A 25,913-nucleotide genomic window follows, 5' to 3' on the forward strand; every position below is an offset into this window, starting at 1 on the left:
CATGAACGTCACACTGACGACCACCGGCGACACCTGCAGTCCCGTCGCCACCCACGCGATCGGCATCGACGCTGCCACCTCGGTCGCAGCGACGCTAAAAGCGCTGTCCGACCCGCTCAGGCTGCGCATGCTGTCGGCCATCGCCTCCGATCCCCGCGGAGAATCGTGCGTGTGCGACCTGGCCGAACTGGCCGACGTCTCCCAGCCCACCGTGTCGCACCACCTGAAAGTCCTCAAAGACGTGGATGTCCTCGTCTCCGAGCGGCGTGGCACCTGGGTCTGGTACCGCATCAACCCGAACCGCCGAGGCGCGGTCACCGCTCTCCTGGACTCGTTCGCACCTGCGACCGTGAGTGAGCCGTGGAGCGTTGAGCGCACGGATGCGAGCACTCGACCCGACTTCGACGCGCGCGTGACTCATCTTGCCGATGAGCTCGCCGCCGAGATTCCGGAGGTTGACGCGGACGTGGTGCTCACCATCGTCCGCGAGTCGTACACGTCCCTTGCCCGCACTGCTCGCGTCACCTCTGCATTGATCCCCTTGACCGAGAGGTTCGCCCGGCAGCGCCTCGCTGACCTCACCAGAGACCGCGTCTCTTCCGTCCCGCAGGTGCTGTTTGTGTGCGTCGCGAACGCCGGACGCTCCCAGCTCGCCGCAGCACTCGTGAATCAGATCAGCGGCGGCAAGGTCGTTGCGCGCTCCGCAGGGTCGAATCCCGCGGACGTCATCCACCCCCATGTGCGATCATTGCTCACGGACATCGAAGGTGACATTGCCGCCGATCGGTATCCCAAGCCGCTCACCGACGACGCGGTGCGCGCGGCAGATGTGGTCGTCACGATGGGCTGCGGGGACGTTTGCCCGATCATCCCCGGCGTTCGGTACGACGACTGGGCGGTGGGTGACCCCGCTCTCGCGTCTCGCGAAGGCGTCGAAGCGATCCGTGACGATATCGCCGCACGCGTCCATGTTCTCGTCGACGACCTTCTCCGCTAACCCCTCTACCGCCCATTCAGGAGCAAACATGACTGACACCACCGTCAAGCCGTCCGTCCTCTTCGTCTGCGTTCACAATGCCGGACGGTCGCAGATGGCGGCCGGGTTCCTCCGCGAGATCGCTGGCGACCGTATCGAAGTGCGCTCGGCCGGGTCCATGCCTGCGGATCAGATCAACCCCACCGCCGTCGACGCGATGCAGGAACTTGGTATCGACATCACCGCCGAGCAGCCCAAGGTCCTCACCACCGAGGCGGTGCAGGCCTCTGACGTCGTGATCACCATGGGTTGTGGCGACGCCTGCCCGTTCTTCCCCGGAAAGCGCTACGAAGACTGGAAGCTCGACGACCCCGCTGGCCAGGGCATCGACGCCGTACGGCCCATCCGCGACGATATCCGTGGTCGCATCGAACAGCTGGTGAGCGAGCTCCTCTGAGAAGCGCACGGGCTCGACAATCCGCGACGCTGACGTGAACGGCGAGTCGGCAGTGCGACCTTGGTCAGGCCTTCAGCGCTTCTCGACTCGCTCGCGTTTGGGCGAGCAGCGAACACGTGAGCCTTTGCCCTTCGTGCTCGAGGGGGTCAGCATTGCCAAGTGCGAGCTCGATGGCGTTGGAACCTGGAGTGTCGCTATTTGCGGCATTCGGGGCAGCGGGCGTGGGGCCTGCGGGTTCTGGTCTGAACTCTCGATGGCCACGTGTACCCGCAGGCACAGTGCCAGGTGACTTTTCTCCCCGATCCGACGGTGACCTCGGTGGGCGAGAGGGTGTTAGAGGAGTCCCACTGCGCTGCGAGATCGGGTCGCAGGGTTGCAAGGTCGGTCTCCCCTGGGATGGGTAGCTTTCCTGTGCAGTAAGGGCAGCCGCAGCCGGACGTCCGGTTCTTGACTGTCGCGGGCCACGAGTGATTGCGGTGGCAGATCCACGACACTTTCACGTGGGAGGAGACCGTGACTTGATTCGGTGAGCAGTCGTTGCTGGGGTCCCATTGTGCGGCGATATCCGGTCGGCGTGTCGCGAGGTCAGTGGCTCCCGGGATGGCGACCCGTCCGGAGCATGAGGGGCACCCGGAGCCTGCGTGTCGGTTGGCGACTGTCGCTGGCCACGTGTGATTCTCAGCGCAGCGCCACTGGGCTTCATAGGAGCTACTAACGGTCACTTCGGAGGGTGTTCGGTCGTTCGCCCCCGCTTCATGGTCCCACTCCGAAGCCAGATGAGGGTCGAGGGTTCCCAAGTCGTTGAATCCCGCGAGGACGACCCGATTCGCGCACACGGGGCATCCCGTCTTGTCCTTCGTGCGACCCCAGACGGGAAGCTCCCACGTGTGACTCAGCGCGCAACGCCATACCGCGGGGTAATCCGAACCCGCGGTGACCTCGCGCGGAGTCTTGGAGTTTGCGGGGTCCCACTGGTCGGCGAGTTGAGGGTGGGTGGTGGCCAGGTCATTGAAACCGGCGAGGGTGCGTTGATTGGAGCAGTACGGGCAGCCGTGTCCTGAGCAACGGTCGCCGACGGCCGCGTCCCAGCGGTGGTCGCAGGGACCGCGCCACCAGACGACACGGTCCGATCCGGGGGTGACTGTCTCCGGAGTGATGGAGCTGTCGTTGCGTTCGCAATCCCACTCTGCTGCAAGGCCCGGGTGAAGTGTGGCTAAGTCTGTTTCACCCGGTATCGCCCGGCTACCGCTGCAGTAGGGGCAGCTGCTTTCTTGCGTGGTGCGGGAACGCACCTGGGCGGGCCAGGTGTGCTCTCGAGCAGTACACCTCCAGTTGATTCTCCGGGCAGAGGTGACGCTGACGTGATGTGGGTCCCCGCGGTTGGCTCCTGAGGTGGTGTCCCATTCCGCGGCGATGTCTGGCCGCAGGGTGCCAAGGTCGGTGTGTCCAGGCCAGAAGTCCATGCCGATGCAGTACGAGCAGTTTGTCTCGGCAAAGCCTCGCACGTGGGGGCTTGCTTCCCAGGAGTGCCCCTCCTCGCACAACCACCAGGCTTTGTGGGAGACATCGACTCCGGACCAGGGGTCGCGGGTGGGCGGGTTGCGATCCCAGTCCCATTCGGAGATGGCTTTCGGGTGGCGGAGGATCCACAGCGGGTAGTTGGCGGTGGTGTCGAGGATGCGGGGGACGTCGACAGTGTCGAGGGCAGCTTCCAGGGGGCGGAACTTCGTGGGGATGGTGTGGCGGCGGAGGGGGCGGAGCCAGAGAATCACCCGTTCGACGAGGGTGTCGCTATTGGTGAAGCCCAACGTTTCCTTGATATCGAGCCGTAGATCTGCCGCCGACTGAGTGCGCCATCGTGCGCAGTGCGAACGATTGGACAAGATCTGCAGAACGCGCACCGTCGCGCGGTACAGATGTGCGCGGCGATCGATCTCGCGTACCGCGCTCATCAAAGACGGACTCTGCCCGGTCTCTGCGTTCTGGGCGGAGAGCGTGTCGTTGTCGCGCACCATGGCCCACACCTGACCGTGCAGTTGCGTGGTGACCCGACCAGTAGCGACGAGTCGACGGAAGGAGAGTTCCGTGTTCCGAAGAGAGGGATCGAAGGGAACGATCACCTGGGTATCGGTTTCGGTTCCGGGACCGAACCACACCATCTGCCCCGGGTGTCGGAGACAGAAGTTCTCCCGATCGTGGGGAATCTGCTCGATCGTCTCCCCGGCACTGCATAGGCGGCACAGGAAGCGCTGCGGGTAGGCCCGTGTGGAGTCCGGTTGCGCTAGACGTTTCATGCGGAGGTAATGACCGGCCGGGCGCCCCGCCGTCGCCTCGACCGTCCGAGCGGCCGCTTCGTCGTCGATCCAGACGCGGTGGATGTTCGGTTGCGCTCGGCTGGTCAGTGCTCTCTCGGCGAAGTCGAACGGCACTCCTGCGGCGCGGCATTGCCGCTGCGCGTAGGAGCGTGGCGTCTCAAGATGATGCCACTTGGGTCGTTTCGCCCACGCCTGCGTGCTGATCATGCGGCGTCCACCAAGTCGTCCAGGGTGACGTTGTGTTTGTTGAGCGTGGTGCGCCGGAGAGTATCGAGAACCCCGAAGAGTCGCTCGCGGGTTACGGTCTCAGAGGTGCGCGATTCGTCTCGCAAGATGGACGCGACGAGGCGGTCCACAATCATCGCGAGAACGGCGAGCTGCCCGTCGGCGGCGTGGACTAGCGTGCCGGCGTTGCGGGTGAGAAGGCCGTGGGAGTGCCCGCATAGTGGTAGGAAGCTGTCGAAGGTGGCGACCCATTTGATCCATTGTTCGAAGTCCTCTTTGACGTCCGGGTCGATCTTGTCGAGTGTGACGAAGTCGCAGCGTGCGCTGACTTGCAGGCCGTCGCCCGTCTTGAATGCTTGGTCGAGACTGATTCCAACCAGGACGACGGTCGCACAGGACTCGTTCTGGAGGGCTTTGATGACACTGGAGGGTTCAGTCCCGCCGAGCTTGTGCGCTTCGTCGATCACGAGCAGCTTCGTGCCGTGACGGTGGAGGGCTTCGACGGCAAGTTTCCGCAGCCTGTCGGTGGCGATTTGTTTGGGGAGAACGATGGTGGGGGCGAGAAACTCCACGATCTGGGCAAGGAGAGCCTTCCCGGTCGAGTGTTCGGTCATCTCCACCCAGACGACCGGTGTGTCTCCGTCTCTGAGGTAGTCGGGGCGTTGGGCTGCGTGTCTGCGTTCTACGGATCGAGCCAACAGGAGAGCGAGCTCTGTCTTGCCGGAGAACATCGGCGCGGATATCATCAGCCCGCGCCGCGAGTTCTTCAGCCGAGGGTTGATCCGGATGAGGTCCTCCAGAATGCGAGCGCAGACCGCTTGCTCGCGTGTCTTCACCCTCAGCGTCAGCCGGAGAAAGTCTTCGCGAGCTTGGTCGTATAGCTCTCGGGCTTCACTGTCCAGATCTGTGTACTGCCGGAAGGTGATCTTCGGCGGGGATGCGGGCTCGGCGTCGAATGCTTCTCGAAGCCCTGCAAGGCTGGTCTTGCGGTCATGGTGGAGGACGAGTGGGGTGATCTTCATGAATCAAGCTCCTCTGCTTGCGCGAGATCTATGTCGGGGGATGTCCAATCGATGGTGCTGATGTCGACGGGTTTGGCCCATTGCCGTAGTGGGATCGGTGTCGTTGTCGAGGGGCCTGGTTCACGTTGCGCTTCGACCTTGAGGCGCTGTTGCTCCCGTTTGTGCTGGGTGCGCTTCCGTTTGTCTCCTCGTTCGCGACTTTCGACGTGGTCGATCCACTCGCGGCGGCGGTCGGGATCGTCGATTGCGGCGTCGGGGTATCGGGCAAGGAGTTTCATGTCGATCTCGGCGACCATCGGTGCTGTCTTCTCCCGCAGAGCGATGTCCCAGCACTCGATCCACACACCGGTTTCTGGGTGACGCACCCAGACGGCATTGGCGTTGTAGGGGTCGAAGCTCACTGGGAATTTCCTGGCTTTCGCGGATCCCGGTTCAGCGCCCGTGAGGGAGCGATTGCGGAGATCTTCCAGGTGGGATGAGTCGTAGCGGCGATTGTGGAGTTCGATCCCTGCACGACCGATCATGCGCCGTTCCGTGGGCAAGAGCGCGAGGTACTCCTCAACTCCGAAAGGCACCGGGACGCCGGGTCCTACAGCGAACAGTTCGGTGTACATCTGATTCGGGGTGAAGATGCGCCCTGGGGAGCTCGTCGACTTCAAGCCACGGTGAGGCCTGTTCAGGTAGATGTTCGTTATCCAGCTGTCGAGGATGAGGCGAAGCGAATCCAGGGTGAGGGTGGGGTCGTCTTTGGCGGCCCGATGGGCGACGGAGTTCCCCACGAAACCGGCCAGCCATGCGGCGAAGTCTGTCGAGAGGGTGCCGAAGTTGCGCTCTACGTGTGGCTTTACCGTCGGCGTTCTGGAGGGGGCAAGTTCCCTGTGGATTCCGTACGCGCTGCAGGCATCTCTGAACGTGCGGGACCGAAAATCTGCTCCGCCGTCGATAGTGATCGATCGCGGGAAGATCCACGGGAGGGCCAGAGAATCGTCAGTGAGGTAGGGGTTCACCTGCTTCATCAGGTCAGAAGGCAACGTGGCTGATCCCGCGAGGGTGGCTGCTCCCGAACCAGGTACGGCTTTGCGCCCGATGACAGCCCGGGCGAGCAGGAGTGCATGGTCGAATCCGCCAGGGCTGTCCGCGTGAATCGCCCAAGCGAGCGGTACCCGGCTTGCGACATCGAGAAGCACGGTGAGTGTCGGCCGGAACTCACTGTTCTCATCCCAGACGAGAACGTCGAGTTTCGTTGAATCGATCTCGCATCGCTCCCCAAGTTGATAGGCAGCCCCGGAGTAGTACTGACGCTTGGGGCTGTTATCGGTGTTTCGCCGGGTGGTCGCTTTGTCGAAGCTGTAACGGCCGGCCGCCCGCTCGTTGATGTAGCCCTGGAGGGTGCGAGCCTTGATTTCGCATAGAGGATCGCCCGGGTAAGTGGTCTCGAGCTCTCGCCTCACCAAGACAGCGCACCGGCGTTTGCTGCTCGTCGACTTGTCCGTTTGGCGATCGAGGAATCGATCGATGATCGTCACCAGCCGTGCATCTGCCCGGCTGATGGAGAGTCGCTGCTCGCCCTTGCGATGCATGCGGGCATTCAGCCCGGCTGCACCGTCTTGCTGGTACGTCTTCCACAGGAGGTGAAAGGTGCTGCGCGCTCGCCCAAGTGACGTGCCTTTTAGCTCGAGCAGCTTCGCGTCAACGCGTGCGTTCTGAGTTGTCAGCGCAGGGTCGTATTGTGCCCGAGAAGCGGAGGCCAACGGATCCATCGGCCTGCCCGTGAACGCCTCAAGGAGATGGGCTTCCATATCGCATACGTCGGTCGGCCATGCATCCCCGTCCGGTCGAAGAGATACGCTGCGATCCCGTTGGGCTGTTCCGGCCTGGAGCAGGAACTCGTCTACGGACATGATCAGGTGTCGATCGGGCGCGTGTTCAGAGCGGAGCTTCACCTCCAGGCCAGGAATGATGTGGACCCAGACCCAGCTCTCGCCGTCAATCTCGAAAGAGTCTCCGAGCTTCAGTTTGCGTTCATCGGACACTGATCGCGTCCGTTCTCTCCCGATGTGCGGTAGTCAGTAGCGTGTTGCTATTGAATACGGACGACAAGTCGAGCGCGAGAAGTCTGCGCCAGGCGAGGTTGTCAACCCATGCGCACGCTAGAAGCGGGCAATCTGGAGACGCCAGCTCACACAACTCCCGGCGTGTTTTGCCCTGAGTAGCTGCGTCGAGGATCTTGTCCTCGATGTCCGCCGACGGCCTGCAACGGTCATGACGCGACGCCGACAACCATTCGACCACGCGAGTCGCATGGACGCTGTGACCGGAGAGCACCTCGTAGTGCCAGCCGAGCGTTGCCGACAGCCGTGCGGTTTCATCGAACTGCAGTTGCACGGACTCGTCGATGCGTTCCTTCGGCTTCACATCTCGGACGGCGTAGGAGCCGTCCGACATCTGCAACAAGAAATCCGGCACGTGCCAATGACCGGCCATCGGTGAGCGGACGCCGAACACCACGCCAAACGGCTGCGACCACACCCTTTCGACCTGTCCGGCAAAATCGAGCCACATCAACTCGTCGCGCTCGAACTGAGACTCACACCACACGTGGCTGCGGGTGCGACTCCAGAAGTACTCAGATCCTGTGAAGAAGTGGCTGGCGCCCTTCGATACTCGAACCTTCATGGGGTCGATGACAGACCAATCCAAACGGCCGAGACTTCGGTCGACCGGTGCGAACGAGGTGTTGTTCGCATAGCCAGTCTCCGAACGATGATCACGCGGCACCCAGTGCAGCTCCGACTCTTTCGAGAACCGTCGACGAGCGATCATCCGTGCGATCTCAGCTGGCTTCATCATCACTCCCGGAGGGAGGCGGAGTGCCGGTAGGCACATCTTCGTCGCCTGCGCCCAGGATCAGCCCGGTCGGCTTCGACGGGCTTCCGACACACCGGCGCGGACCGGATATCGTTCGATCTGATCTCGAGTGGCCCGACGTGAAGCGAGAACCGCATCGTTGGTCGCCCGATGTCACTCGGGACTCCACCGGCTTCCGTCGCAAGGTCTAGGCAACGCAAGGCCAGACTTGAACGAACGAGGGGAAAGCTCCCCCACTAGCCTTCGGGTGAACAGTACTCGCCGCCGGCTTCCGGTGAACATTGCCGGCTCCGGCGCTGCGGCAGACATTGAGATGCCGGTCGGCGTTGCCGTCCCGGGCGCTCACGCCTTGGCGTCCGCGGAGACCGTTGCGGACCCCGACCTCGTGAGACTGACCATCCCGCTCCCCCAGTGCAGGACCCGTCCCGCACGAGATGCTCGACGGGAACCTCGTCATCGACAAGGTGAACTACTGACCGCCACCGACGGGGTTCTGGAGGCCCTCGACTTACACAACGAGGGCCTGCACGTGTGCACGTGCAGGCCCTCAGGTTCGATTAGACGCGCTGGCTGATCGTGCCGCCCGGGTTGCGGTTGGCGGTCGATTCGGTGACGAACCGGCCCGACGACGCGGAGCGGTGCACCGTGGTCGAGTTGCTCGTGCCGGAACCGACACGTTCGGTGGTGGTCTTTCCGGGCCAGCGGGCCGCAGCGGCCTTGGAGACGAAACGACCGGTGGATGCAGAGCGACGAACGGTTCCCATGGGAACTCCTTCACTGATTGGTGCCGGGGTGCCATGAGATGGAGCGCCGCTAGTCTGCGGCTGCCAACTCCGGTACAGTCAGTGCTCTGGATGAGACCTGACCTTCTCAGGGCTTGTGAGCCGTCCCGTTACCGCGGGGCGGCTCTTTTCCGTTGTGATCCCGACATCTCGGTATATGTCCGCCGCTGGTCACTTCCCCTCGCGGCCTCTCAACTGCTTCGATTGAGTCTTGCCCGTCATCGATCGCGAGACGAGCGACTGCGCTTTGTTGGCGGAAACGGTTCGGCGTGCCGCCTTCGCGTTCTGGGTCCCGAAGGACGAGCGCTCGATCTTGCCTCGAAATTCACTGCTCATGCGGACTCCCGGTTCTGTCGTACTTGCTGACGTGCGCGCGCGATCGCCGACTCCACCGCTTTCGCGGTCATGCCAAGCTTCTCGCCGATCTCCGCGTGCGTGAAGCCATGCGTCACGTTCAGATAAAAGGCTGAGCGGACACGCTCGTCCTTGATGCTCCCGAATGCACGACGCAGCTCGTCCTTGATGTGCGCCGCCTCGCTCGCGTCGGGAGCAGCCGACGTCGACGGACCCTCCTCGAAGTCGTCGGCCCAGGCCGCTGCGGGCGGCGGAGCCTGCGGCTCCGCATATGAACGCAGCTCTTCTCGACGCCAACGCTTGTAGACGTTGCTGAACTGCAGAAGGCACTGGCCCACGAAGAACGTGCGCAGGGAAGCTCCCTTGGCGGGGTCCCACTTGCCCGGGACGAGCACCTTGTCTCGGAACGCGGTGAGGGCGAGCACGATCGTCTCATCCGCCAGGCTCTCGGCCTCTTCGATCATCGAGCCCGGGCGGGGCTCAGGCTCCAGTGCGCCGAAGCCTTTTCGCTTCACCTCGCCACGAATCTGCCCTTTGTAGATCCACCCGCGGATGACAGCCCACCCGTACTTCGCGATCTCATTCGCGAACAGATCGTAGTTCCGGCCACGGTATCCGCTGGCCTGGAGTGCGGTCGCGAGTTCGCGGTCTCCAGCGAGCCGGTCGAAACGTTCCTCGGCGCGATCGCGGTCTGCCTCGGCCAGCCAGGCCTGATCCGTTGCCCACGCGATGAGAGTAGGAACGCCATCGGGGGACGAATGCCCTTCGGGCTCGTCGTTACCGGTCATAGCGTTCCCTCACGATCCTGGTCAGCTCATAGTCACCACGATCCCTCATATGTCCGACATTGCAGACTTCCCCTCGCCTCTCGCAAGAAAATGTTGAGCAACCTCACGGTTCGGTGCCGCCCGCCGTACACGATCGTTTGCGGCGTGGTTTCGCATTCGGTTCTACTGGTGGTGCCGCAAGCGAGGCCTCGGACCCATCTCCGCTTTCCAAAATCTCCCGCTGAAGACGCGAGTGAGCACAGCAGGAGGGAGCGTGCAGCAGACGACCCGCCGAAAACGATCGTTTCCGGCGAGTTCGCGTCGCCCGTCATCGTGCGCCCGCCGTTAACGTTCGCCGGTATCTGCTTTCGGCAGACGTTTCCGGCGTTCAGGTAGCGGGTCTCGCTCGTCGTCCGCCGATGCGAGTTGGCGAGGATGGTTTCGTTCCGCGCGGAGTTGTTGCTCGATCTTGGCGTGTGCTTTTCGTTCGTTGCGGTCGGCTCTGATGATGGACCGCAGGACGAACCAGAATGCTGCGACGACGGCGATCGTGGGGATGACGGACCAAAAGGCGTTGGTCCAGTAGTCATTGAGATTCATCCGCGCCTCCCGGGGGTTCACGCAGCACGAGCGCCAGTCCGACGATCGCGAGGATGAACGCTGTTTCGTAGCTTCCGAGCGTGTATGCCCAGAGTGACCGTTGGTCTGGAACGGTTGTGTCGATGAGGAGATGAGTTGCGATCAGTGCGACGGCGGCCAGGAGAAGGAAGGCCCCGATACGTACGAGGCGATCGTGACGCCGCTGTGGGGACATGTGGCTGGTGCGCGTGGGAACGTGTGCTCGTGGACGGTGCCGAGCTGGGTGCAGGTGGCGGGTCATCTGAATATGGCTCCGATGAGGTAGAAGCTCGCAAGGGCGAGAAGCAGGGCGAGGACTGTGGCGCACGCGATGAAGACGGATATGCGTCGGAAGGGATTGCGGCGGGGGACCATGGGTGGCCGTTCTGGTGGTGGCGTTCTCTACCGGGCGGGGGCGAGGATGGTTGTGTCGTCGGCTGTGATCTGGACGATGCCGCGGTCGTCGACAACGATGAAGCGTTCGTCATCGATCGCGGTGAAGGCCTGAGCGGCCCCTTGAAGCGCGTCGAGGCGTTGCCATGTTCCTTCGGTGTTCTGTGACCAGAGGGCACCGTCGGTTCCGACTCCTGCGAGCGAGCCATTGGGTTTGGCGTCGAGTGTGTAGAGCAGCGGGGCGTCGGCGACGGGGGTAAAGGTGGCGCCGTTGTCGGTGCTGAGGAGCAGTCCTTCTTCCGCGGCGGCGTAGAGACCGTCGCCGGTGGCGGCGAGGTCTGCCGCGGCAAGTGTTGCGCCGCGGGTCCATTCGAGACCGTCGTCAGTGCTGATGAGCAGATCGACGCCATCGGAGGCGATCCCGTAGAGAGTGCCGTCTGGTCCGGCGGTGAGGACATGGAAGTCCGTACTGCCAGTGAGGGCGATCGGTGACCACGATTCGCCGAAGTCGTCACTACGAATGACACCTAGGTTCGGGGAGCCGAGCTCTGCGGGTGTCTGTGTGCCCGGGTGACCGGATGCGAAGAGGGCGTCGTCGAGGACGGTAAAGCCCATCGCATCGAAATCGTGGCCTCCGATGGGACCGGCGATCGCACCTTCAGGAGTGAGGGTGAAGAGTCCTCCGTGGGTGGCTATGAAGAGGTCCTCACCGCGGGGGTCAGCGGCAACACCGTGAATGTGTTGGATAACGGGGGGGACCGCGTTGGTGCCGGAGGCCTGCGGCACGGCGCAGCCGGTGAGGGCGACGGCTGCGAGAGCGATCGCGAAAGCGGGTAGGGGCGAGTGGCGGTTCATGAGACTCCGACGTGAAGAAATGCATGCAGGTGCGCGAGCGGTACGCGAATGAGAGTCGCGACATGGCACCAGCGCGGTGGCGTGGGTTACTGCGAGAAGGCCAGTTCGGGGGTGCGGGCGAGCGCCGCACCCCCGAAGGTAGATCAGAGTGTGTCGAGGAGGTCTTTCATCGTGGCGATCTCCGTGGTCTGTGCCTCGATGATCGTCTCGGCCAGGGCGACCGCGTCACTGTTCTGGCCGTTGTCGACTTCGTCTTGGGCCATTTCGACGGCACCCTGGTGGTGCTCGATCATCTGCTCGAGGAACAGACGGCTGGCGTCCGCCCCGGTGGCATCTTCGAGGGCCTGCATGTCGTCGTCGGACATCATGCCGCCGCCGTGGTCCATGCCTTCCATGTTGGAGGTATCAGCGCCCCACTCTTCGAGCCACTGCTCCATCTTCTGGATTTCGGGGCCCTGCGCTGCCTTGATCTCTTCCGCGAGGGCGGCGACGCGCTCGTTGACGCCGTCCTTGCTGAGGAGCATGTCAGACATCTCGATGGCCTGAGCGTGGTGCTCCTTCATCATGCTGGCGAACATGATGTCGGCGTCATTGGCGTCCGCCGACGCCGGGGCGGAGCTGCTGCTCTCGTGATTCATGCCGGGCATATCGCCTCCGCCGGAGGTGTTTCCAGCGCAGCCGGCAAGGGCGAGCACAGCAGTGAGAGTGAGTGCGGCGGTCGCCGCAAAACGGGTCTTCATGATGGTTCTCTCCAAGAGTCGATGATGGTGCCCAGCGAGACAGGCTGGGCGAGGGGGCGTTGCCCATAGAACGGGCATGCCAGCCATCAGGTGCGACTGATGCAGAGAACGGTGAGAGACGGCGGCCGCAGCGGGTACAGCGCGCCGCGAAGCGCAAAACGTGAAAGGAGCGGACCAGGGGTTTCGGTGAGTGAGCGCCACCAGGCGGGCGGCCGGGTGACCAGCACTACGGCGATGAGGAGCGCGAGAACGCAGGCCATCCACGACATGCCGTGATCGTCAGAGCACGTCGCACAGCCCGTCTCATCCATCGCTGCAGCTTCGCCTGAGGCGTGTGCGGGGTGAGCGTCGGCATGCGCGGGTGCGACCGCGATGGTTTCGCTGTGCCCGGAGGGCATGGTGTGCGTGTTCATCGAGTGCATCGCCAGAAGCCCGAAGATCACGGAAAAGGCGACGGCGACGACGGTCAGGAGGGTGCGGGTGAGGGTGCGCTGGTCATGCACGCGCCGTGCGATCGTCGTCAACACTGTCCCACCTCCCTTTCTTCCAGGGTACGTCGCCGCCGCCCATGCGCCTACTTGTCGACGACGGCGTCCGGGCTGAGGTTCAGCCGTCGCAGCAACTGCGCATTCAGCGCGACAACGATCGTGGATAGTGACATCAACACTGCACCGACCGACATCGGCAACACGAACCCGACGGGGGCGAGCGCACCGGCAGCCAACGGCACCGAGAGAAGGTTGTACCCGGCGGCCCACCAGAGGTTCTGTTTCATCTTCCGGTAACTGGCCCGCGACAGCTCAATCACGGAGATCACCGATCGGGGGTCGTCGCTGGCGAGGATGACACCTGCGGAGGCGATCGCAACGTCCGTTCCTGCACCGATCGCAATCCCTACGTCTGCCTGGGCGAGGGCGGGGGCGTCGTTCACGCCGTCACCGACCATCCCGACCTTGCGGCCTTCGTTTTGCAGTTCTTTCACCTTGGAGGCTTTGTCCTCCGGACGGACCCCGGCGAAGTACCGGTCGATACCCAGCTCGCCGGCGACGGACGCGGCGACCGCGTCAGCGTCACCGGTGATCATGACCACCTGCACGCCGCGCTCGTGAAGCGCAACGACCGCGTGACGCGACTCGGAGCGGATTTCATCCGCGAGGCGCAGCGCGCCCGTCACCTGACCGTCGACGAGCACGTGGAGGATGATCGCACCCTCACCGCGCCACTCGTCGGCAACCGGCAGCTCGGCGGCGTGTTCTTGCTCGAGCATGTACGGGCCGCCGACCTGCACGACGTGTCCGTCGACACGGGCACGCACCCCCACGGCGGGGGAGGATTCAAAATCGGTCGATCGCGGAACGGTGAGGTTCTTCTCTTTCGCTGCGTTGACGATCGCACGGGCGAGGGGGTGCTCGGAGTCCGCTTCCGCGGCCGCCGCCCACGCGAGCAGCTGATCGGCGTCGGCCCCTGTGACGGGATCGATCGCGGTCACGGCGGGGGTGCCCTTGGTGAGCGTGCCGGTCTTGTCGAACAGGATCGTGTCGACGGTGCGCATGCTCTCCAGGGCGAGACGATCCTTGATCAGCACACCTCCACGGGCGGCGCGTTCGGTCGCTATCGACACGACCAGTGGGATCGCGAGACCCAGCGCGTGCGGGCAGGCGATGACCAGCACGGTGATGGTGCGGATCACGGCTGCCTCGGGCTGGCCGACGAGAGTCCACACAATCGCGGTGATCGCGGCAGCGCCGAGCGCGAACCAGAACAGCCACCCCGCTGCCTTATCCGCGAGTCGTTGCGCCCGCGACGATGAACTCTGCGCCTCCGTGACCAGTTTCTGGATGCCCGCGAGTGCGGTGTCTTCACCAATGGCGGTGATCTCTACCCGCACCCCGGAATCGGTGGCTACGGTTCCAGCGATTACCGGGTCACCATCGCTGCGGCGCACCGGCCGAGACTCTCCGGTGATCATCGACTCGTCCATGCTGGCCGAACCCTGCACGATCCGCCCATCCGCGGGGACCCGCCCGCCCGGACGCACCACCACCACGTCTCCGACCTGCAGATCAGCCGGTGCGACGGTGACAGTGGTGTCTCCGTCGACCTTCTCCGCCTCGTCGGGCAGCAATGCGGCGAGGGAATCCAACGCCGACGTCGTCTGGGCGAGGGAACGCATCTCGATCCAGTGGCCGAGCAGCATGATCACGATCAGCAGCGCCAGCTCCCACCAGAAATCCAGCTCGTGGTGCAGCAGCCCGATGCTCGCCCCCCAGGAGGCGAGGAACGCCACGGTGATCGCGAGGGCGATCAGCAGCATCATCCCCGGTTTGCGGGCACGAAGTTCACCGACCGCACCGGTCAGGAACGGGGCACCGCCCCACACGTACATCACCGTTCCGAGAGCCGGTGACACCCACGCGACCCACGCCGCGTCCGGCAGCGGGTACCCCAGGATCATCGAGAACATCGTCGAGAATCCGACCACCGGCACGGCGAGGAGCAGCATGATCCAGAACAGGCGCCGGAACTGCCCCACATGATCCCCGTGGCCGCCATGCCCGCCGTGACCGGCGTGATCTTCGTGGCCGCCGTGCCCGGTGTCTTCGTGCGGTGCAGCGTGATCGTGGCTCATCGCCCCATGGTCGTGCTCCGTCGTTGCCGCCGCCGTGTGGTTGCGGTGCGCGGTGTGATCGGTGTGTTCGTCGTGCTGGCTCATCGGAGACTCCTTGCTCAGGTGCGCCCGGGGTAAGCCGGACGCCGACAGATGCAACTCAGGGCTGGCTGGTCGCGAGAGCGTAGCCGGCCTCCTCCACCGCAGCCTTCACAGCGGCGGGGTCAACCGGGGCGGTGCTGCGGATGGTCACCCGGGAGGTGCCACCCGCGTTGAGATCCACGGTGACGGACTCGACACCGTCGACAGCGCCCAGCTCCTCACTGACGCTCGATGCGCAATGCGAGCATGTCATCCCGTCGACGAGCACCTCCGATGTGACCGCAGAATCGTCGTGGACGGCTGTCTCTGTGTTCGGTGGGGCAGCGCAGCATGCGCAACCAGCGTTCGCATCCGTCAGTCCCAGCTCGGGGCGATCAGTCATGGTGTTCTCCTTTACTAAACAGACGTGTGGTCATGAACGAACCAGGCGGGCGATGGCTTCGTTGGCCTCACGAACCTTCTCCGCTGCGAAGTCGCCACCCTCAGCACTTGCCTGAGCGACGCAGTGACTCAGATGATCGCTCAGCAACGACAACGCCACCGTCTCCAGGGCCTTCGTCGCCGCAGAGACCTGCGTAAGGATGTCGATGCAGTACTTGTCCTCATCAACCATCCGGGAGATCCCCCGCACCTGGCCTTCGACGCGATTCAACCGCTTGCGCAGGTCGTCCTTGCTTCCGTCGTACCCGTTCATGCCTCGAGCATACCCCCTGGGGGTATCTAACTCAATGTTTTCGCTTCTATTCCCGCTAGGCGAACGTGGTCGCCGACTCTGTTCAGCTCACAGGCTGATCTGCGCAGCGCGGCGGCTTATCAATACCGGGTTACCAGACCCCAGCGGGGTATTCAAGGGCCTCAGTGCGCGGGCGATGCGAGCGTACTTTCGTGGCTCACGAAAGGAGTTCTCTCATGACCGTCACCGAAGAAATGCTCAGCACGTATCCGAAAGATCTGGGCGGAATTGATCAGAAGAAGCTCGTCGACTGCATCGACGCGTGTCTCGCGTGCGCGCAAGCCTGCACCGCATGTGCCGACGCTTGCCTCAGCGAGGACATGGTTGCTGACCTAATCAAGTGCATTCGCGCGAACCAGGACTGTGCAGACCTTTGCGTAACCACCACCCGGATCCTCTCCCGTCGCACCGGGCACGACGCCAGCGTCACCCGTGCCGCGCTCGAAGCTTGCCGAGCGGCGTGCCTGAGCTGTGCTAACGAGTGTGAACAGCACACCATGCACGAACACTGCACGATCTGCGCTGAGGCATGCCGACGCTGCGAACAGGCGTGCGTTGCACTGCTGGAGTCGCTATGACAAGCCAGCACGCCGACAACGGTTCACGCCCGCCGGCCGGCCACTCCCAGGGGAAGAATCAGGGCGGGATGTCGAGCTACCTTAAGCTCGCCGTCTCGCTATCGCTCAGCTTCGTTGTGATGTACTTCCTCACGTTTGCGATGATCAACGTCCTGGACGATCTCTTCCTCAACATCAGCAACCTCTACATGGCACTGATGATGGTCTTCCCCATGGGCATCATCATGGTCATCGTCATGTGGAAGATGTTCCCGAACAAGGCCGCGAACATCAGCTTGCTCGTAGGTTTCGCCGCGCTTTTCCTTGTCGCCTTCTTCATGGGACGCTCGGAAGCGTTCGTCGGTAACGACCAGTTCCTCCGTTCCATGATCCCGCATCACTCTCGAGCGATTCTGGTGTGTGAGCAATCAGACATCAGCGACCCGGAGATCCAAGATCTCTGTGAGCAGATCATCTCGTCACAGCAGGAAGAGATCGACCAGATGAATGAGATTCTCGACCGTCTCGACGATTAGTGGGGCGTCGGCACCACCCTTGCGACGAGTGGACCGGCTACCGCGCTCATGACGAGCGGACCGGATCACCGCCGTCGACAGGGTCCGGGTCGACCAGGCAACCTTACGCCTCAGCCTTACGCGAGAGCTGCCGAAAACGATCGTTTGCGGCGCGGTGAGTGAAGGCACACCAGATCGAATGCCAGAAACGTGCGCCGTAAGCGGGTTTCGGTAGGCGTATTCGGTGGGGTGTGAGCCGGATGTACTTACACCCAGGCCCCAGAGATGTCGCCTGGGGTGAAGCCGTTCCAATAGGTCATCAATCACTGTATAGTTCAGTGTGTGCTGACTATTTCCTCACGCCTCGATGTCATGAACCGGCTCGGCCGGGCCATGGCCGATCCCACGCGTTCCCGAATCCTAATGTCTCTGCTCGGTGGACCGAGCTACCCGGCTGTGCTCTCTCGTGAGCTGGAGCTGACGCGTTCGAACGTGTCGAACCATCTCACCTGCCTGCGTGACTGCGGGATTGTCGTTGCCGAGCCGGAGGGTCGCCAGACTCGTTACGAGATCGCCGACCCGCATCTTACGGCTGCGCTCGTCGCGCTCGTGGACGTGACGCTGGCGGTCGATGAGCACGCGCCGTGCGTGGACTCTGCGTGCACGGTGGCTGGCTGCTGTGGGACGGGGGCGGACGCGTGAGCGCGGCGTGTGGCTGCGAGCACGAGCCTGCCCAGCCTGCCACTGCGGCGGAGGATGAGACCGAAGAGGTTGTGCGGCCCTGGTGGAGGGACCGTGGGATCATGGTGCCGGTCTTCTCCGGTGTCGCATTCCTGGCCGGTCTGATCCTTGAATGGTCCGGCCTCGAGATCCCGGCGCTGGTGTTGTTCTGGGCCGGTCTGCTCCTCGGTGCGTCGACGTTCACGCCCGGCGCGATCCGGAAACTGTTCAAGGGCAAGCTCGGTATCGGGCTGCTGATGACGATCAGCGCGATCGGCGCGGTCATCCTCGGCTACGTGGAGGAGGCTGCGGCTCTGGCGTTCTTGTACTCGATTGCTGAGGCGCTCGAGGACAAGGCGATGGACCGTGCCCGGGGCGGGCTGAGGGCGCTGCTGAAGCTCGTGCCGGAGACAGCGACCGTGCTGCAGAACGGCGTCTCTGCGCAGGTGCCCGCGAGAGATCTGACGGTCGGCCAGGTCATGGTGGTCCGTCCCGGCGAGCGGATCGCAACCGACGGGATCGTCCGTTCTGGCCGCTCCAGCCTGGACACCTCGGCGATCACCGGGGAGTCGATCCCCGTCGAGGTCGAGCCCGGCGATGCGGTGTCGGCCGGTGCGATCAACAGCGCCGGCGCGCTGGAGGTCGAAACGACCGCTGCGGGCACCGACAACTCGCTCACCACGATCGTGGAGCTGGTCGAGAAGGCGCAGACCGAGAAGGGCGAGCGTGCACGTCTCGCGGACAGGATCGCCCGCCCGCTCGTACCCGGCGTTCTGATCCTCGCAGCGCTCGTCGCGATCATCGGGTCGCTGCTGGGCGATCCAGAGGTGTGGATCACCCGCGCGCTTGTCGTGCTGGTCGCCGCTTCTCCGTGTGCGCTGGCGATCTCGGTGCCGCTGACGGTCGTCGCCGCGATCGGCGCAGCAAGCAAGTTCGGCGTGATCATCAAGTCCGGCGCCGTCTTCGAGCGCTTCGGCACGGTCCGCCACGTCGCGGTCGACAAGACCGGCACCCTCACCCGCAACGAACCTGCGGTCACCGCGGTGCTCACTGCGAACGGCGTGACCGAGACACAGGCGCTGGCCTGGGCGGCCGCACTGGAGCAGCACAGCACGCATCCCCTTGCCTCTGCGATCACCGCCGCGGCCCCGGGCACACCGGCAGCTGCAGATGTGACCGAGCAGGCCGGGCACGGCATCGACGGCACTGTCGGCGGATCGAGAATCACCGTCGGCAGTCCTCGCTGGCTGGACGCGGGCGACCTCGGGAAGCAGGTCGCGGAGTTGGAGGAGCAGGGCATGACCGTCGTGATCGTCCACCGCGACGGAACCCCCGTCGCCGCGATCGGCGTCCGCGACGAACTGCGCCCTGAAGTCCCCGAGGTAGTCCGGACGCTCACCAACCAAGGCGTCGGCGTGACGATGCTCACCGGAGACAACGCCCGCACCGCTCGTGCACTGGCCGCGCAGGCCGGGATCAGCAACGTGCGCGCGGAACTGCGTCCCGAGGATAAGGCAACCGCGATCGGCGAGCTGTCAAAGGCGGGGCCGGTCGCGATGATCGGCGACGGAATCAACGACGCACCGGCCCTCGCTGGCGCAGACATCGGTATCGCGATGGGCGCCACCGGCTCCGACGCGGCAATCGAATCCGCCGACGTGGCCTTCACCGGCCATGATCTGCGCCTCATCCCGCGAGCGTTCGATCACGCCCGCCGCGGTCGACGGATCATCAACCAGAACATCATCCTGTCGCTGCTGATCATCACTGCACTGCTCCCGCTCGCGCTCTTCGGCGTCCTGGGGCTCGCGGCCGTCGTCCTGGTCCACGAGGTCGCGGAGGTCATCGTGATCCTCAACGGTCTGCGCGCCGCACGCACCCGCACGCCACGACTGGAAAGCTGATGCTCGCAACTATCGGTTCAGCGATCGGCCTGTTCGCGGCAACCAACATCGACGACATTGTCGTGCTCACCGTGCTGTTCCTGGCTTCCAGTCGAGGGAAGCCCCGGCCGTGGCAGATCGTCGCGGGCCAGTATCTCGGGTTCATCACCCTCGTCGTGATCAGCGTGATCGCCGCTCTCGGTCTCACCATCGTTCCGGACGAATGGGTCGGTTTCCTGGGTCTGATCCCGCTCGGCATCGGCATCTGGACGCTCATTCGCGGCCTGCGCCGTAACAGCGATGACGATGATGACGACTCCAAGATCACCGCGGTCGGACTATGGGGCGTCGCAGGGATCACGATCGCCAACGGGGCCGACAACATCTCCCTCTACACGCCGATCTTCCGCACCAGCGCCCCCAGCGACGTCGCGATCATGATCGTCGTATTCCTGATCCTCGTCGCGCTCTGGTGCGCGGCCGGCCGGCTGATCGGCACCAACAAGGCTGTTACCGAGGGGCTGGAGCGCGTCGAGCACTGGCTCGTACCGGCCGTGTTCATCGGCCTGGGCCTGTTCATCCTGATCGAATCTGGGGTCATCGTCCGTCTGATCGAGGTGCTCGCATGACCTCCTCCCAGTCAGAGGCTCATCCGCCCGCTGCGCGCAAGCTGTCGTCGACCCGGCGGCGGCAGCTCACTGGTGGAGCGCTCTTGATCGCCGTGGTCGTCGTGCTGATCGATCAGGGAACCAAGGTGTGGGCCGAAGCGACCCTCACCGACCGTGAGCGCATCCCGCTGATCGGTGACCTGCTGGGTTTGCAGCTCGCCTATAACCCCGGAGCGGCATTCTCCTTCGGGGAAGGCTTCACCTGGGTGTTCGCGCTGCTCGCTGTCGCCGCCACGGTCACAGCGATCGTGTTCGCGTTCCGAGTGCAACGCGTGAGATGGGCGATCGTCATCGGCGCGCTCGGCGGCGCTTCCGCCTCACACGCAGGCGACCGCCTTTTCCGGGACCCCGGATTCGCCCGTGGTCACGTCGTGGACTTCCTCGCCTACGGAAACTGGTTCATCGGCAACATCGCCGACATCGTAATCTTCGCCGCAGCGATCACCGGAGCAGTTTTCATGATCCGCGCCGGGGATGAGAGCACCGAGTGAGATCCGTTGTGCGGTGGTGGGACACCCATCAACTCGCCCTCTACATCGGCGCGATCGCCGTGGGCAGCCGTTGAGTGAGTTCACGCTTAGGCAGGCGGGCGGTCGCGATGTAGGCGCAGAGCCACCCACCAGCCGCATCGTCGACAGATGAAAGCGCGATCGTCTCCGAGTGCGTGCAGCTTCTTGCGTGGCAGATGTCGCCCGCAGCACGTGCACGCAACGTCCTCGTCAGTCGCCATGAGCGGAGAGCGCCTCTCGAATCTGTTCAACCGTTGGCATCCCGGCCAGCCCAGCAGGGGTGCTGTAAATACGGCAGGCGAGGTCATTGCTTCGCCCCGACCCCGGAAAGAGATCGTTGCCATCCAGGGTGATCGTGGGGGAGCCCGCGAACGAGACTGCGCCCGCGTCCTCCTCCGTCCGGATGAGTCGGTAGTGAACCTCCGATTCGTCGTGGCCTGTTTCTCGTAGCGCCTCAGAAACACGACGGCCAGCCTCAACCCAGCTGGGGCAACCGGCGATATAAAGCAGCTCAATCTCCACGACTCAATCATCCTCGACTTCGCTGTTGATGTCGTGCCCGGGCTACCACCGAAAACGATCGTTTGCGGCCGGGCACCCGTGGTGGTGCTGGGGAAGTGCGACACGCCGAGCGTCGCCCCGCCGTAACCCCCTGCCGAAACGTTAGGGCGCCGAAACGGGTGGTGTATGGGTTTCGGCGCAGGTTCTGCCGACCGCCAACCATCCGTATTCGGGGTCTGGATGTGCGCGCGTTTTGACCGTCGTCCTGCATGAGTCGGCCTGACGATCTGACTTTCCTCGCGACCGCAGCTGGCTTCATTGCCACTCCGAAGGGAGGCGGCCCCCAGCACTCTGCTTTAGATCGGACTCAGTCCGGCTCAGCCTCGGGTAGTCCGATGTAAAGCATCTAGTCCGATCTAAAGCCGCAAGTCACAATAGAAGTGTTGACACCGCTTCGCCGTGGGCATAACGTACAACCAAATGGTTGCACAAGAGAAGTTGAGCGAAGCGGAGGTCGACCGTGTGTTCCACGCACTGGCGACGTCGACCCGGCGCGACATCCTGCGCCGGACGATCGAGCGGGAGCAGTCCGTCTCGACCCTCGCCTCCGAATACGAGATGTCGTTCGCCGCGGTGCAGAAGCACGTCGCCGTGCTCGAGGCCGCGAACCTCATCGTCAAGCGCGCCGAGGGACGCGAGCGGCTCGTCCGCGCGAACCCCGAGATGATCGCCCGCGCCAGGGCGCTCCTCGCCCGATACGAAGAGCTGTGGCGCTCGCGCATCGCCCGGCTCGACGACCTGCTGGCGGACCCTTCGACAAGCTCAGGGACCCACGGGGTGAGCTCAGGGACCCACGGGGTGAGCTCAGGGACCCACGGGGCCGAGAGCACCGAGAATACGAACACCGAACAAGGAGACTGAAATGCCCGTCACCGATGTCACCACCGACGCCGAAAACCTCACCATGACCGTGGTCGCGGACTTCGCCGCCCCGGTCGAGCGGGTCTGGAGCGCCTACAGCGACCCGCGCCAGCTCGAGCGCTTCTGGGGCCCTCCCGGATGGCCGGCGACCTTCACCGCCTGGGACCACACCGTCGGCGGCAAGGCCGTGTACACGATGAACGGACCGCGGGGCGAGCGCTCCTCCGGCTCGTGGGAGTTCCTCTCCATCGACGAGCCGCGCGGCTTCGAGGTGATCGACTCCTTCGTCGACGAGAACGGCACACCGCTGGACGGCTTCCCCGCGCAGCGCATGTCGTTCGCCTTCGAGCCGACCGCGGACGGCACCCGCATGGTCACGACGAGTCACTTCGACTCGGTCGACGCGCTCGAGCAGGTCGTGTCGATGGGCCAGGTCGAGGGCATCAAGATGGCGATGAGCCAGCTGGACGCCGTGCTGCAGGACCTCCGCGACTACGCGCAGGGCAAGGGCACCAGGGTGGAGCTGCTCGACGACACGCACGTGCGCATCACGCGGCTGGTGGAGGGACCGCGCGAGCTGGTCTGGCGCGCCCACTTCGAGCCGGAGCTCATCCGCCAGTGGATGCTCGGTCCCGACGGCTGGGAGATGACGGAGTGCGTCGCCGCGACCGAGGTCGGCCAGTCGTACCGGAACTCCTGGGCGCCGGTCGGCGACACCGAGGGCGAGCCGTTCGGGTTCGAGGGGGAGGCGCTGCTGATCGACGCGCCCCGTCGCGCCGTGACCACCGAACGGATGCAGGGCATGCCCACGGAGACCCTGAACGACCTGAACCTCTACGAGGAGGACGGCGCGACCCTCGTCACGGTGCTGATCGAGTACCCGGACAAGGAGACGCGCGACATGATCCTCGCCACCGGCATGGCCGACGGCATGGAGGCATCGTTCGCCCGCCTGGAGCGCCAGCTGCTCGCGGTCTGACCCCCGCCCCCGCGCCATCCCGCGCCATCCCGCGCCATCCCGCGCCGGATCAGGCGGTCACGCCGGATCAGGCGGTTCTCTCCGGAGACCGCCTGATTCGGCGTTTCTGCCTGTGGCGGCAGAGCTGGGGCGCCGGGCGAGCGAAGCGGACGCGACGGATGAGGGATAAAGTGGCGACACGATGAGGATCACGCGCCGCACTCTGCTCCTCGGCGCCGGAGCCGGTGTCGCCTCGGTGCTGCTCGCCTCCTGCACACCCGAGCCCGCGCCGACGCCCACCCCGACCCGCACGCGCGAACCGGAGCCTCCCCCCGGGATGCCCGCCCCGGCGGGGAGCATCCGCAGCACGTGGACCTCCGACCCGTTCGCCCTCGGCGCGGTCAGCTTCACCCCGGTCGGCGTGCTGTCCGACACCCGCATCGCGCTGGCCCGACCCGTCGACAAGCGGCTGTTCTTCGCGGGCGAGGCGACCGATCCGGATGCTCCCGGCACCGTGCGCGGCGCGATCAGCTCGGGGCAGCGGGCCGCGGACGAGCTCCTGATCCCGGCGACCTCGGGAGAGCGCATCGCCGTGATCGGGGCAGGGCTCGCCGGAGCCACCGCCGCGGCCCGACTCGCGGAGAGCGGGATGCAGGTGACGGTGTTCGAGGCGCGGGACCGCGTCGGCGGCCGTGTCTTCTCGCGCGAGGACGACACCTGGCCGCTCCCGGTGCAGCTCGGCGCGTGGCTCTTCGGCGCGGACGACGCCGAGGTGCTCGACCGCCTGGGCGGCGGCGAGGTCGACGTCGAGGACCTGACCGGCGAGCTCTGGCGCACCCCCGAAGGCGACAGCGACCCCGTCGACCCCCAGCCCTTCACCGCCGCCGTCGCCACGGCCCAGGCCGCCCCCGAAGACTCCTCGATCGCGGACGCGCTCGCCGCGGCCGGCCTCGACCCCGCTGATCCGGGGACCGCCGCGCTGCTCGCGATCCTCGCCACCCGCACGGGCGCCGGAGCCGATGAGCTCTCCAGCTGGTTCGCACCGCCGCTGCCGACGGGAGACCTGTCCGGCGCGCGCGACAGCCTCACCCCGTTCGTGGATCAGGCGCTCGACGGCGTCCAGGTGGGCCTGAACTCCCCGGTCTCCCGACTCGCCTACGACGACAGCGGGGTCAGCGTGCGCCTCGGCACCGGCGAGGCGATGTCGTTCGACCGGGTGCTGGTGACCGTGCCGCTGGGTGTGCTGCAGGATCGTGCGATCGAGTTCGATCCGCCGCTGCCCTTCTCGAACCGCGGCGCGATCTCCGCCCTCGGCATGGGCGCGATCGAGACCGTCTGGCTGCGGTGGGACGAGCCGTTCTGGGAGAACGAGGAGGCCATCTGGCACTCGGTGGGCGCCGACGTGGCCATCCCGACCTGGATCAACCTGCGACCGGCGACCGGCGAGAACGTGCTGGTCGGGATCGTCGGGGATCGGCGGCAGCGGACTTCGCGGCCCTCGACGAGGACGACGCCCTCGACGCGGCGCTCGCCTCACTCGCCCTCTACCTCTGAGTCACGCGCTCCCGGACGGCGAGGGCGTCCGGTGCAGGTCCCTGCGCCGCATCCTCCTCGCCGCCGCGTCGTCTCGGCAGCGGCATCCGGCTGATCAGGACGAGCGCGCAGGCCACCACCGCGAACGTGCCGAGAGCGATCGAGGAGGAGACGACGAACTCGAGCGGTCCGCTCACCTGTCGGGGGTCCAGGAAGTAGTACGGGTACCAGCCGATCATCGGCCCGCGGACCATCGTGAACACGCCCCACAGCACCGGGTAGGCGAGCGTGATCGGCACCACCCGCCAGGGGACGGAGCGGTGACCGGGAGCGAGCGCCCAGGCGGCGACCGTCACCGCCGGAAGCCAGAAGTGAAGCACCTGGTCCGACCAGGGCACGTCGATGCGGATCCCCCGGAGCCCGGCCTGCCACACGAGGATCGCGAAGACGAGCCCGGCCGTGATCGTCCAGGTCAGCACGAGCGCCAGGGCGACCGTGAGCCACCGCGGATCGCGTGCTGTGCGGAGGGCGATGACACCGGCGATCGACAGCAGCACCACGAACGCGATGTTGGACTGGTTGGTCAGGTAGGTGAAGAAGTTCTGGCTCGCGATGGTGTGGGAGGCGAGACCCCACGCGAGGCGATGGATCAGCGCCACGAGGCAGACGACGGCGGCGGCGAGGCGGAGCAGGCCGAAGACGGTGCGGGCCTTCACCGCTGCGTCACCACCCATTCCGTCATCCGCCGAGTCTACGGATCGCGGGTCAGCGGATCATCGAGAGCAGGAGTCGTCCGGCCTCGTCGCGCGTCGGCGCGGTGAACATCGGCAGCGCCAGCACGTAGCGGCCGAACAGGAATCCGACGACGGCCACGGCGATGCGGCGGGCATGCTCGCGACCGAAGTCGACGGCGAGCGGCTCGAAGACGGAGCGTTGGATGTAGTCGCCGATCGCGTCGGACGAGCCGTCGCCGGACGCCAGCCGCCGCGCGAACTCGGCGAGTCGAGTGCCGTGCTCCTGGTGCTCCCAGACCGCGAGGATGCCGTGAGCAAGGCGCGACAGATCGACTCGTCCGTCCTCGTCGCGGGACAGGGCGATGACGTCGTGCGGCGCGGCGCGCAACGCGATCGCCGCGGCCACCAACTGCTCTCGCGAGCCGAAGTGATAATTGACCAGGGAGTGGCTGACGCCGACCTCGGCGGCGAGGTCCCTGGACGAGACGGTCGGCAGGTCGCCCGCGTCGAAATGGCGTTGGGTGGCATCCAGGAGCCGCTGTCGCACGGTCGACGGCCCCCGTGGGCGCCCTGCGCGTTTATCGACCATGCTCGCATCG

28 protein-coding genes are annotated in these 25,913 nt (G+C 65.1%); 11 read left to right on the forward strand and 17 right to left on the reverse strand.

The window, feature by feature from the left end:
• Position 1 precedes the first annotated feature (1 nt).
• Positions 2–997 carry a metalloregulator ArsR/SmtB family transcription factor gene (locus CSX12_RS01710; protein ID WP_124894638.1) on the forward strand — a complete coding sequence of 332 codons (996 nt, stop codon included), beginning with the start codon at positions 2–4 and terminating at the stop codon, positions 995–997.
• Positions 998–1,025: 28 nt separating this feature from the next.
• Positions 1,026–1,433: an arsenate reductase ArsC gene (locus tag CSX12_RS01715; RefSeq protein ID WP_017201945.1), complete on the forward strand. Its 408-nt coding sequence runs from the start codon at positions 1,026–1,028 to the stop codon at positions 1,431–1,433.
• Between the two features lie 194 nt (positions 1,434–1,627).
• On the opposite strand, the gene CSX12_RS01720 is transcribed toward CSX12_RS01715, so the two are convergent.
• From CSX12_RS01720 to CSX12_RS01780, 14 genes are all read right to left on the reverse strand, one after another.
• Complete coding sequence (locus CSX12_RS01720; protein ID WP_124894639.1) at positions 1,628–3,955, reverse strand: zinc-ribbon domain-containing protein; 2,328 nt, start codon at positions 3,953–3,955, stop codon at positions 1,628–1,630.
• On the reverse strand, positions 3,952–4,995 hold the full coding sequence (locus CSX12_RS01725; RefSeq protein ID WP_124894640.1) for a TniB family NTP-binding protein: 1,044 nt from the start codon (positions 4,993–4,995) through the stop codon (positions 3,952–3,954). The genes CSX12_RS01720 and CSX12_RS01725 overlap by 4 nt, the downstream gene beginning before the upstream one ends.
• The gene (locus CSX12_RS01730; protein ID WP_029264081.1) at positions 4,992–7,028 is read right to left on the reverse strand and encodes a Mu transposase C-terminal domain-containing protein; all 2,037 of its coding nucleotides are present in this window, start codon (positions 7,026–7,028) and stop codon (positions 4,992–4,994) included. The genes CSX12_RS01725 and CSX12_RS01730 overlap by 4 nt, the downstream gene beginning before the upstream one ends.
• The gene (locus CSX12_RS01735; RefSeq protein ID WP_164743619.1) at positions 7,018–7,845 is read right to left on the reverse strand and encodes a TnsA-like heteromeric transposase endonuclease subunit; all 828 of its coding nucleotides are present in this window, start codon (positions 7,843–7,845) and stop codon (positions 7,018–7,020) included. The genes CSX12_RS01730 and CSX12_RS01735 overlap by 11 nt, the downstream gene beginning before the upstream one ends.
• A gap of 575 nt (positions 7,846–8,420) precedes the next feature.
• Complete coding sequence (locus CSX12_RS01740; RefSeq protein WP_017201940.1) at positions 8,421–8,627, reverse strand: hypothetical protein; 207 nt, start codon at positions 8,625–8,627, stop codon at positions 8,421–8,423.
• 189 nt (positions 8,628–8,816) lie between these two features.
• Entirely contained in the window at positions 8,817–8,981 is a 165-nt protein-coding gene (locus tag CSX12_RS18430) for a hypothetical protein (RefSeq protein ID WP_157547053.1), read from the reverse strand.
• Positions 8,978–9,787: a sigma-70 family RNA polymerase sigma factor gene (locus CSX12_RS01745; protein ID WP_029264083.1), complete on the reverse strand. Its 810-nt coding sequence runs from the start codon at positions 9,785–9,787 to the stop codon at positions 8,978–8,980. The genes CSX12_RS18430 and CSX12_RS01745 overlap by 4 nt, the downstream gene beginning before the upstream one ends.
• Positions 9,788–10,111: 324 nt before the next feature.
• Positions 10,112–10,366, reverse strand: coding sequence for a hypothetical protein (locus tag CSX12_RS01750; RefSeq protein ID WP_081859903.1), 255 nt, complete (start codon positions 10,364–10,366; stop codon positions 10,112–10,114).
• 420 nt (positions 10,367–10,786) lie between these two features.
• The gene (locus CSX12_RS01755; RefSeq protein WP_017201937.1) at positions 10,787–11,632 is read right to left on the reverse strand and encodes a F510_1955 family glycosylhydrolase; all 846 of its coding nucleotides are present in this window, start codon (positions 11,630–11,632) and stop codon (positions 10,787–10,789) included.
• Between the two features lie 143 nt (positions 11,633–11,775).
• Positions 11,776–12,372 (reverse strand): DUF305 domain-containing protein, encoded by a 597-nt coding sequence (locus tag CSX12_RS01760; RefSeq protein WP_026049681.1) that lies wholly within the window; start codon positions 12,370–12,372, stop codon positions 11,776–11,778.
• An 86-nt stretch (positions 12,373–12,458) separates the two neighbouring features.
• Entirely contained in the window at positions 12,459–12,899 is a 441-nt protein-coding gene (locus CSX12_RS01765) for a DUF6153 family protein (RefSeq protein ID WP_042538298.1), read from the reverse strand.
• A gap of 47 nt (positions 12,900–12,946) precedes the next feature.
• Complete coding sequence (locus tag CSX12_RS01770; RefSeq protein ID WP_231919681.1) at positions 12,947–15,001, reverse strand: heavy metal translocating P-type ATPase; 2,055 nt, start codon at positions 14,999–15,001, stop codon at positions 12,947–12,949.
• A gap of 139 nt (positions 15,002–15,140) precedes the next feature.
• A complete protein-coding gene (locus tag CSX12_RS01775) occupies positions 15,141–15,464 on the reverse strand; it encodes a heavy metal-associated domain-containing protein (protein WP_124894641.1) in 324 nt (107 codons plus the stop codon).
• A gap of 30 nt (positions 15,465–15,494) precedes the next feature.
• A complete protein-coding gene (locus tag CSX12_RS01780; RefSeq protein WP_053095982.1) occupies positions 15,495–15,776 on the reverse strand; it encodes a metal-sensitive transcriptional regulator in 282 nt (93 codons plus the stop codon).
• Positions 15,777–15,991: 215 nt separating this feature from the next.
• Between CSX12_RS01780 and CSX12_RS01785 the strand changes: the two genes are divergently transcribed.
• The 6 genes from CSX12_RS01785 to CSX12_RS01810 all read left to right on the forward strand — a co-directional run bounded on the left by CSX12_RS01785 (position 15,992) and on the right by CSX12_RS01810 (position 20,649).
• A complete protein-coding gene (locus CSX12_RS01785) occupies positions 15,992–16,393 on the forward strand; it encodes a four-helix bundle copper-binding protein (RefSeq protein ID WP_082750002.1) in 402 nt (133 codons plus the stop codon).
• Positions 16,390–16,908, forward strand: coding sequence for a DUF305 domain-containing protein (locus CSX12_RS01790; protein WP_200838872.1), 519 nt, complete (start codon positions 16,390–16,392; stop codon positions 16,906–16,908). Before CSX12_RS01785 ends, CSX12_RS01790 begins: the two co-directional genes overlap by 4 nt.
• 321 nt (positions 16,909–17,229) lie before the next feature.
• Complete coding sequence (locus tag CSX12_RS01795; RefSeq protein WP_036275916.1) at positions 17,230–17,589, forward strand: metalloregulator ArsR/SmtB family transcription factor; 360 nt, start codon at positions 17,230–17,232, stop codon at positions 17,587–17,589.
• Positions 17,586–19,511 carry a cation-translocating P-type ATPase gene (locus CSX12_RS01800; RefSeq protein WP_206427120.1) on the forward strand — a complete coding sequence of 642 codons (1,926 nt, stop codon included), beginning with the start codon at positions 17,586–17,588 and terminating at the stop codon, positions 19,509–19,511. Before CSX12_RS01795 ends, CSX12_RS01800 begins: the two co-directional genes overlap by 4 nt.
• Positions 19,511–20,119, forward strand: coding sequence for a cadmium resistance transporter (locus tag CSX12_RS01805; protein WP_124894642.1), 609 nt, complete (start codon positions 19,511–19,513; stop codon positions 20,117–20,119). Before CSX12_RS01800 ends, CSX12_RS01805 begins: the two co-directional genes overlap by 1 nt.
• Positions 20,116–20,649: a signal peptidase II gene (locus tag CSX12_RS01810; protein WP_029264099.1), complete on the forward strand. Its 534-nt coding sequence runs from the start codon at positions 20,116–20,118 to the stop codon at positions 20,647–20,649. Before CSX12_RS01805 ends, CSX12_RS01810 begins: the two co-directional genes overlap by 4 nt.
• Positions 20,650–20,877: 228 nt before the next feature.
• On the opposite strand, the gene CSX12_RS01815 is transcribed toward CSX12_RS01810, so the two are convergent.
• Positions 20,878–21,189, reverse strand: coding sequence for a hypothetical protein (locus tag CSX12_RS01815; RefSeq protein ID WP_029153956.1), 312 nt, complete (start codon positions 21,187–21,189; stop codon positions 20,878–20,880).
• A 459-nt stretch (positions 21,190–21,648) separates the two neighbouring features.
• Between CSX12_RS01815 and CSX12_RS01820 the strand changes: the two genes are divergently transcribed.
• From CSX12_RS01820 to CSX12_RS01830, 3 genes are all read left to right on the forward strand, one after another.
• Entirely contained in the window at positions 21,649–22,089 is a 441-nt protein-coding gene (locus CSX12_RS01820; RefSeq protein WP_124894643.1) for a metalloregulator ArsR/SmtB family transcription factor, read from the forward strand.
• 1 nt (position 22,090) lies between these two features.
• The gene (locus CSX12_RS01825; protein WP_124894644.1) at positions 22,091–23,068 is read left to right on the forward strand and encodes an SRPBCC family protein; all 978 of its coding nucleotides are present in this window, start codon (positions 22,091–22,093) and stop codon (positions 23,066–23,068) included.
• A 181-nt stretch (positions 23,069–23,249) separates the two neighbouring features.
• A complete protein-coding gene (locus tag CSX12_RS01830) occupies positions 23,250–24,695 on the forward strand; it encodes an FAD-dependent oxidoreductase (protein WP_241160536.1) in 1,446 nt (481 codons plus the stop codon).
• On the opposite strand, the gene CSX12_RS01835 is transcribed toward CSX12_RS01830, so the two are convergent.
• Both CSX12_RS01835 and CSX12_RS01840 read right to left on the reverse strand, forming a co-directional pair.
• Complete coding sequence (locus CSX12_RS01835; RefSeq protein WP_124894645.1) at positions 24,592–25,314, reverse strand: Pr6Pr family membrane protein; 723 nt, start codon at positions 25,312–25,314, stop codon at positions 24,592–24,594. The genes CSX12_RS01830 and CSX12_RS01835 overlap by 104 nt on opposite strands.
• Positions 25,315–25,345: 31 nt before the next feature.
• Positions 25,346–25,903, reverse strand: a complete 558-nt coding sequence (locus tag CSX12_RS01840) for a TetR family transcriptional regulator (RefSeq protein ID WP_164479520.1) — start codon at positions 25,901–25,903, stop codon at positions 25,346–25,348.
• Positions 25,904–25,913 lie beyond the last annotated feature (10 nt).

Origin of the sequence: Microbacterium sp. Y-01, from assembly GCF_003856715.1 — a bacterium.
Taxonomy (GTDB): domain Bacteria; phylum Actinomycetota; class Actinomycetes; order Actinomycetales; family Microbacteriaceae; genus Microbacterium; species Microbacterium algeriense.

Bases quoted from the DNA above. Each gene is read 5' to 3' on its own strand.
- CSX12_RS01720 (WP_124894639.1), bottom strand. From the start codon at position 3,955: ATGATCAGCACGCAGGCGTGGGCGAAACGACCCAAGTGGCATCATCTT.
- CSX12_RS18430 (WP_157547053.1), bottom strand. From the start codon at position 8,981: ATGAGCAGTGAATTTCGAGGCAAGATCGAGCGCTCGTCCTTCGGGACC.
- CSX12_RS01725 (WP_124894640.1), bottom strand. From the start codon at position 4,995: ATGAAGATCACCCCACTCGTCCTCCACCATGACCGCAAGACCAGCCTT.
- CSX12_RS01770 (WP_231919681.1), bottom strand. From the start codon at position 15,001: ATGAGCCACGATCACGCTGCACCGCACGAAGACACCGGGCACGGCGGC.
- CSX12_RS01825 (WP_124894644.1), top strand. From the start codon at position 22,091: ATGCCCGTCACCGATGTCACCACCGACGCCGAAAACCTCACCATGACC.
- CSX12_RS01810 (WP_029264099.1), top strand. From the start codon at position 20,116: ATGACCTCCTCCCAGTCAGAGGCTCATCCGCCCGCTGCGCGCAAGCTG.
- CSX12_RS01750 (WP_081859903.1), bottom strand. From the start codon at position 10,366: ATGAATCTCAATGACTACTGGACCAACGCCTTTTGGTCCGTCATCCCC.
- CSX12_RS01830 (WP_241160536.1), top strand. From the start codon at position 23,250: ATGAGGATCACGCGCCGCACTCTGCTCCTCGGCGCCGGAGCCGGTGTC.
- CSX12_RS01835 (WP_124894645.1), bottom strand. From the start codon at position 25,314: ATGGGTGGTGACGCAGCGGTGAAGGCCCGCACCGTCTTCGGCCTGCTC.
- CSX12_RS01745 (WP_029264083.1), bottom strand. From the start codon at position 9,787: ATGACCGGTAACGACGAGCCCGAAGGGCATTCGTCCCCCGATGGCGTT.
- CSX12_RS01790 (WP_200838872.1), top strand. From the start codon at position 16,390: ATGACAAGCCAGCACGCCGACAACGGTTCACGCCCGCCGGCCGGCCAC.
- CSX12_RS01820 (WP_124894643.1), top strand. From the start codon at position 21,649: ATGGTTGCACAAGAGAAGTTGAGCGAAGCGGAGGTCGACCGTGTGTTC.
- CSX12_RS01780 (WP_053095982.1), bottom strand. From the start codon at position 15,776: ATGAACGGGTACGACGGAAGCAAGGACGACCTGCGCAAGCGGTTGAAT.
- CSX12_RS01715 (WP_017201945.1), top strand. From the start codon at position 1,026: ATGACTGACACCACCGTCAAGCCGTCCGTCCTCTTCGTCTGCGTTCAC.
- CSX12_RS01775 (WP_124894641.1), bottom strand. From the start codon at position 15,464: ATGACTGATCGCCCCGAGCTGGGACTGACGGATGCGAACGCTGGTTGC.
- CSX12_RS01760 (WP_026049681.1), bottom strand. From the start codon at position 12,372: ATGAAGACCCGTTTTGCGGCGACCGCCGCACTCACTCTCACTGCTGTG.
- CSX12_RS01740 (WP_017201940.1), bottom strand. From the start codon at position 8,627: ATGGGAACCGTTCGTCGCTCTGCATCCACCGGTCGTTTCGTCTCCAAG.
- CSX12_RS01785 (WP_082750002.1), top strand. From the start codon at position 15,992: ATGACCGTCACCGAAGAAATGCTCAGCACGTATCCGAAAGATCTGGGC.
- CSX12_RS01735 (WP_164743619.1), bottom strand. From the start codon at position 7,845: ATGATGAAGCCAGCTGAGATCGCACGGATGATCGCTCGTCGACGGTTC.
- CSX12_RS01840 (WP_164479520.1), bottom strand. From the start codon at position 25,903: ATGGTCGATAAACGCGCAGGGCGCCCACGGGGGCCGTCGACCGTGCGA.
- CSX12_RS01710 (WP_124894638.1), top strand. From the start codon at position 2: ATGAACGTCACACTGACGACCACCGGCGACACCTGCAGTCCCGTCGCC.
- CSX12_RS01755 (WP_017201937.1), bottom strand. From the start codon at position 11,632: ATGAACCGCCACTCGCCCCTACCCGCTTTCGCGATCGCTCTCGCAGCC.
- CSX12_RS01805 (WP_124894642.1), top strand. From the start codon at position 19,511: ATGCTCGCAACTATCGGTTCAGCGATCGGCCTGTTCGCGGCAACCAAC.